Annotated in this window: 5 protein-coding genes and 1 riboswitch; all 5 genes read right to left on the bottom strand. The window is 67.2% G+C overall.

Going from position 1 to position 6,097, the window contains the following annotated elements; genetic code table 11:
• A partial coding sequence (gene ileS / locus VMD50_RS21965) for an isoleucine--tRNA ligase (protein ID WP_325430673.1) occupies nucleotides 1-2,360 on the bottom strand: 2,360 nt, incomplete at its 3' end.
• Between the two features lie 318 nt (nucleotides 2,361-2,678).
• Nucleotides 2,679-2,912 carry an Rv1535 family protein gene (locus tag VMD50_RS21960; protein WP_325430671.1) on the bottom strand — a complete coding sequence of 78 codons (234 nt, stop codon included), beginning with the start codon at nucleotides 2,910-2,912 and terminating at the stop codon, nucleotides 2,679-2,681.
• Nucleotides 2,913-3,213: 301 nt separating this feature from the next.
• A riboswitch (M-box (ykoK) riboswitch) is annotated at nucleotides 3,214-3,383 on the bottom strand.
• Between the two features lie 94 nt (nucleotides 3,384-3,477).
• Nucleotides 3,478-4,122, bottom strand: a complete 645-nt coding sequence (locus tag VMD50_RS21955) for a TetR/AcrR family transcriptional regulator (protein ID WP_325430669.1) — start codon at nucleotides 4,120-4,122, stop codon at nucleotides 3,478-3,480.
• Nucleotides 4,119-5,243, bottom strand: a complete 1,125-nt coding sequence (locus VMD50_RS21950) for a nitronate monooxygenase (protein WP_325430667.1) — start codon at nucleotides 5,241-5,243, stop codon at nucleotides 4,119-4,121. Before VMD50_RS21950 ends, VMD50_RS21955 begins: the two co-directional genes overlap by 4 nt.
• A 31-nt stretch (nucleotides 5,244-5,274) precedes the next feature.
• Complete coding sequence (locus VMD50_RS21945) at nucleotides 5,275-5,844, bottom strand: carboxymuconolactone decarboxylase family protein (RefSeq protein WP_325430675.1); 570 nt, start codon at nucleotides 5,842-5,844, stop codon at nucleotides 5,275-5,277.
• Nucleotides 5,845-6,097: the final 253 nt, after the last annotated feature.

Raw genomic sequence — 6,097 nt, 5'->3', positions numbered from 1 at the left:
GTCAACCCCCGCCAGATGATCTCGGTGACCGACGGAAGCAACGGCGCCGCCAACCGAGCGGTCACCTCCAGCACGGTGTGCAGGGTGTCGATGGCATCGACGTCTTCCTCCCAGAACCGCGAACGCGACCGCCGCACATACCAATTCGTCAACGCCTCGGTGAATCGGCGCAGCTGCTCGCAGGCCCCGGAGATATCGCAGGTCTCCATCGACTCGGTGAGGTCAGCACGCAGATCCGCCAGCTTGGCCAGGATGTAGCGGTCCAGCACGTTCGCCGAATCGGTGCGCCAGCTGCCGACTTTCGGCGCGTAGAGGGCCAAGAAGCTGTAGGCGTTCCACAGCGGCAACTGCACCTGCCGCACGCCCTCGCGGATGCCCTGCTCGGTGACGATCAGGTTGCCGCCGCGCAGGATCGGCGAGGCCATCAAAAACCACCGCATGGCGTCGGAGCCGTCACGGTCGAACACCTCGGAAACGTCCGGGTAGTTGCGCAGCGACTTGCTCATCTTCTGGCCGTCGGAGCCCAGCACGATCCCATGCGCCACACAGGTTTTGAACGCCGGACGGTCGAACAGCGCGGTGGCCAGCACGTGCAGCGTGTAGAACCAGCCGCGCGTCTGGCCGATGTACTCGACGATGAAGTCGCCCGGATAGTGTCCGTCGAACCAATCGCGATTCTCGAACGGGTAGTGCACCTGGGCATACGGCATCGAGCCCGAGTCGAACCACACGTCGAGCACGTCGGGGATGCGCCGCATCGTGCTCCGACCGGTGGGGTCGTCGGGGTTGGGCCGCGTCAGCTCGTCGATGTAGGGCCGGTGCAAATTGGTGGGCCGCACCCCGAAGTCGCGCTCCAGCTCGTCACAGCTGCCGTATACATCGATCCTCGGGTGCGCGGGATCATCCGATTTCCACACCGGAATCGGTGTGCCCCAGTAACGATTTCGCGAAATGGACCAATCGCGAGCGCCCTGCAGCCACTTCCCGAACTGGCCGTCCTTGACGTGTTCGGGGTACCACGTGATCTGCTGGTTGAGTTCCACCATGCGGTCCCGGAATTCGGTGACCGCGACGAACCACGACGACACCGCGCGGTAGATCAGCGGATTGCGGCACCGCCAACAGTGCGGGTAGGGGTGATCGTAGGTTTCGTGGCGGACCAGCACCGCGCCGTTCGCCGCCGCTGGGCCGCCGCCGTTCTTCAGGTCTCGGATGATGTGCGGGTTGGCATCAAAGACGCGCTGCCCCTGGTAATCCGGGACGCTGGCGTCGAAGCGGCCCTTCGAGTCGACCGGCGTGACCGGCACGATGCCGGCCTTGTCGGTGGTGGCCATGTCGTCCTCGCCGTACGCGGGCGCCATGTGTACGATCCCGGTGCCGTCCTCGGTGGTGACGAAATCGCCAGGGAGCACCTGAAATGCCTTGGCGGTTTCCATGAAATATGGGAACGGCGGCAGGTAGCGCGTGCCCAGCAGGTCAGCGCCCCGGTAGCTGGCGAGTATCTCGGGCTCTTCACCCAACTCGCGGGCATAGGCGGCCAGCCGGGCCTCGGCCAGCACGAACCGCCGATCCCCCACCTTGACTTGCACGTAGGTCACATCCGGGTTGACGGCGACCGCGAGGTTCGACGGCAGGGTCCACGGCGTCGTCGTCCACACCAACAGATAAGCCCCGTCCAAAGGGCCCCCGATTACCTTGAACCCCACGGTGATCGCCGGGTCCTGACGGCTTTGGTAGACGTCGTCGTCCATCCGCAATTCGTGGTTGGACAGCGGGGTTTCGTCGCGCCAGCAGTACGGCAGCACCCGGTAGCCCTCGTAGGCCAGGCCCTTGTCCCACAGCTGTTTGAACGCCCAGATCACCGACTCCATGTAGGACGGATCGAGGGTCTTGTAGTCGTTGTCGAAATCGACCCAGCGCGCCTGGCGCGTGACGTACGCCCGCCACTCGTCGGTGTAGCGCAACACCGATTCGCGGCAGGCCTCGTTGAACGCGGCGATGCCCATGTCGTCGATCTGCGATTTGTCGTTGATGCCCAGCTGGCGCTCGACTTCGAGCTCGGCGGGCAGCCCGTGCGTGTCCCAGCCGAAGCGGCGCTCCACCTTGTAGCCGCGCATGGTCCGGTAACGCGGGACGATGTCCTTCACGTACCCGGTGAGCAGGTGCCCATAGTGGGGCAACCCGTTGGCGAAGGGCGGCCCGTCGTAGAAGACGTATTCGGGGGCGCCCTCGCGACGGGCGATGCTGGCCCGGAAGGTGTCGTCGCGGGCCCAGTAGTCGAGGACCTCGAGCTCGAGCGCCGGAAAGTCCGGCGCTCCGCCGGCCGGCTTCGGGTAGGCCTTGACGTCAGCGTTCTCGATCACGATGCGTGTCGTCTCCTGTGGCCGTCATGCTCAGGCCGGGGACGACGACGCGCACGGTGCGCGAGCGCCGCGGTACCACCCCGCTTGCCGCGCTGGGGCGCGACCGCTCGATGCAGGCTGTGACGGGCCTACCCGTTCGGTTCTACTGAGCCGTGCCGGCCGTTCTTCCGAAGGCTCCCCGGTGATCGCCGGATCGATGCCACTGCGTCGATTCTACGGATGCCGCACTCCAAGGGGCTACCTGGCCTCAGGGAAAACCTGCGGCCGGGTAGCCCCTTGGAGCGGTGATTGCTCGCTGTCCATCGAGATGGCTTTTCAGGCCCGGACCTCGAGCACACCGACCCGCCACAGGGCCGCGTACACATGACGCACGCCGAGGGTCAAGAAGTGAGCGGCGCCGTCCACCAGCGGGTCGCTGATGACGATGGTCGGGCTCTCGGCCCGGCGTGCGGCCTTCTTGGGGGCGGGGGCCGGGGCTGCGTCGCGCACCACCGTCAGCTTGCGGGCGGGTGCCGTGGTCACCACTTCGTCGTACAGAGCTGTGGTCATGATCGTCTCCTGGACTTTGCCCGGCGCCTCGGCGCCGAGGTGGAATCAAAACGAGCGTTGATTGGACTGACGTGTCCCATCCCGTTGTGGTTCCGATCCGAGAGCGCTTGGCCGCGAAGGCAATCAGCTAGCCGCGAACGTCGCGCCGGAGGCCGGATCGGGACGGAACACAGCCCGGACTTCGATCCGGACTGTCGCTGGAACTCATACGTCCCTCACCTCCTCGACGTCACGACGCGTGCGGTTGTCCGCACGATCCACACGCACCACTAGGAGTCCAGAAACCGGCGATCACCGGAGATCCGCACCCCTCTCGTCAGAGCTTTGGCACTACACGACGTGTCCGATAATCCGGAAGCCACCTGGGCTCAACCCTTAAGCCGGGAGAAGCTGTCCTGACCCGGGGCGTCTTTGGACGTTCGGGGTCAGTGGCCTGTATTCGTGTAGACGCCTCACCTAACGAGGTGCATACGCGACCGATCATGCACGACGGCTATGACGCGGTCAATGTGATCTGTGCCCCGTCACCCAATCTTTATGCGTTCATTACGCACGTCCACAGGGTTCAGCCAGCGTCGGGACCCGTGCGTGGGCGCAGCCCGTCCAGCGCCAGCGCCACGACGAAATCAGCCACCTGAGCGGCGGTGACGTCGTCGTCGGTGCTCAGCCGCCGGTGCGCCAGCTGCCCGACGAGCGCCGCCAGCGTGTACGCCACCATCCGCGGCGGGGCGGCCACCACCTCGCCGCGCTCCTGGGCGGCGACGACGAAGGTCTCGATGTCGTCGACGAACCGCTCGTAGATCCCGCCGAGGTGCTTCTCGAATCGCTCGCCCATCGCATACGGGTCGCGCAGCAGCAGCTTGACGGTGGCCTTGTCGGCCTCGAAGAACTCGAGCGTCGCGCGAACGGCGACGCGAAGCGACTCCTCCTGCCCGAAGCTCTCCGCCGGAACATCGAGCGCCGCGGCGATGTGGCCGCGCAGCGCGCCCTCCTCGGCGGCCATCAACGCGTGGAACAGCTCGTCCTTGGAGTCGAAGTACCAATAGACGGAGCCGTAGGCCAGACCGGCCCGCTTGGCGATGTCGGCGATCGTGGTGGCGTGGAAACCCTTGCGCGCGAAGACTTCTTTGGCTGCTCCCATGATCTGGTCGCGCCGCTGCGACTTGTCTTCCTCGCTGACCGCGCGGCGCCTCCGGGTCGCGCTGGTCACGTATCGACCAGGCCGTCGAGCCGGCCGATCGTGTCGATGAACTCCTCCACCATGCCGAGCACCACCGAGCGCACCGGGCGGACCTTGTCGAGCGAGCCGACCACCTGGCCGACGAAGTAGGTCGCCAGCTGGCGCGCCTCGGAACCCGGGTGGGTGGCGGCCTGGTTGATGCGCACCTGGGCGCCGGTGACCAGCGCGGTCTGCAGCGGCATACCGAGGGGATCGGGGGTGTCCGGGCGGGCCCACTCGTCGGTCCAGGCGGTGCGCAGCATCCGTGCCGGCTTGCCGGTCATCGACCGGGACCGCACCGTGTCCGAGGAACTGGCCGCCAAGAACTTCTCCTTGACGACGGGAACCGTCTCCGCCTCTTCGGTCGTCAGCCACACCGACCCGCACCACACCCCCTCGGCGCCCAGCGCCAGGGCCGCGGCGACCTGACGACCCCGGGCGATCCCGCCGGCGGCCAGAACGGGAACCGGCGCCACTGCATCCACCACCTCGGGCACCAGCACCATGGTCGCCACCTCGCCGGTGTGGCCGCCGGCTTCGGTGCCCTGCGCGACGATCATGTCGACACCCGCGGCCGCATGCCGCCGCGCGTGCTGGGTGGTGCCGGCCAGCGCGGCCACCAGGACGTCGTTTTTGTGGGCGCGCTCGACGAGGTCGGCGGGCGGCGGCCCGAGCGCGCTGGCGATCAGCCGGATGTTGTGGGCGAAGGCCACGTCCAGCAGCGGCTCGTAGCCCTTGGGCGAGATGTTGAGGCCGCCGAACGACGCCCGGGGCTCGTCGGTGGGCGCCGCGACGCCGTAGCGGGACAGGATGTCCTCGACGAACGCGCGGTGCTCCTCGGGCAGCAGCCCCCTGGCCTGCTTGGCGTCGATCCCGCCCTGCTCGGCGCCCACGTATTTGGGCGGCAGCAGCAGGTCGACCCCGTAGGGCTTGCCGCCGGTCTGCTCCTCGATCCAGGTCAGCTCGCTCTGCAGACGCTGGGGGCTGTGCGCGACGGCGCCGAGAACCCCGAACCCGCCCGCGTTGGTGACCGCGGCCACGACGTCGCGGCAGTGGCTGAAGGCGCAGATCGGAAACTCAACGCCGAGCATTTCGGCGACCCTGGTTCGCATTGCCCGACGTTAAGAGTTACTGACTGATAAGTCAATCGTGAGGCGACCGGCCGTCCGGCGGCCAGCTGGACACACCTTCTTCCAGCGGAACCTGGAGGCTGTGCAGGATCGACGCGACCATGCGCCATGCGCCGATGACGGAGACAAGTTCTATGAGAACCGTTGTGTCGCTGTGCAATTCACGCGAGCACGCGGCCCAACTGTCCGCGCTTACCGCGCCGTCGCGCAGCACGTCGTCGGTGGCCGCCAGCACCGCGCGCTCGGCGGGCCCGAAGCCGTCATGCCCCTGCCAATCGCGCACGCCGAGCATGTCGTCGGGGCTCACGCCCAGCCCCGACGCGACCCGCCAGTGCTGCGTCCACTCGTAGTCGCACGCGGTGAGCCAGCCGATCCGCATGATGACCAGCTCGCGCAACCGCGGGTCCAGGGCGCCGTGCCAGAGCATGGTGGCGAGGAGGTCGTTGAGGGCGCGCGCCAGTGTCGGATGGTTCAGCAGCACCTGGAAGATGCTGAGCTCGGCCATGTAGTCGGGCACCGCGGCTTCGTCCGCGGCGGCCTTGGCCTCGTCGAGCGGCAATCTGGGGACCCGGGCCTGCCCGATAGGTGGGGTCATGGTGTGAGCACTCCGTCCACTGGCGGGACACCTCGCGTTCACGGGTCATCGTAGCCAGCAGCGCGACGCGCCAGGCGGCATTCGCGGCCCGGGAGGCTGGTGAAAAGCCCGGGGCGCCAAGGCCGAACGCCGGCATATCGCCACACCGCGCGAATCCGGCGGCCATTTAATCGGGACTTAACTTGCAATCTTGAAGATTTCAGCGATTTTCCTGCGGGCTCTCCCAATAGCCCCTACTATG

Origin of the sequence: Mycobacterium sp., assembly GCF_035506235.1 — a bacterium.
In the GTDB taxonomy this organism is placed as follows: domain Bacteria; phylum Actinomycetota; class Actinomycetes; order Mycobacteriales; family Mycobacteriaceae; genus Mycobacterium.
The sequence above is the reverse complement of the archived record's forward strand: the minus strand, read 5'-3'. Positions and strand labels throughout refer to the sequence as shown.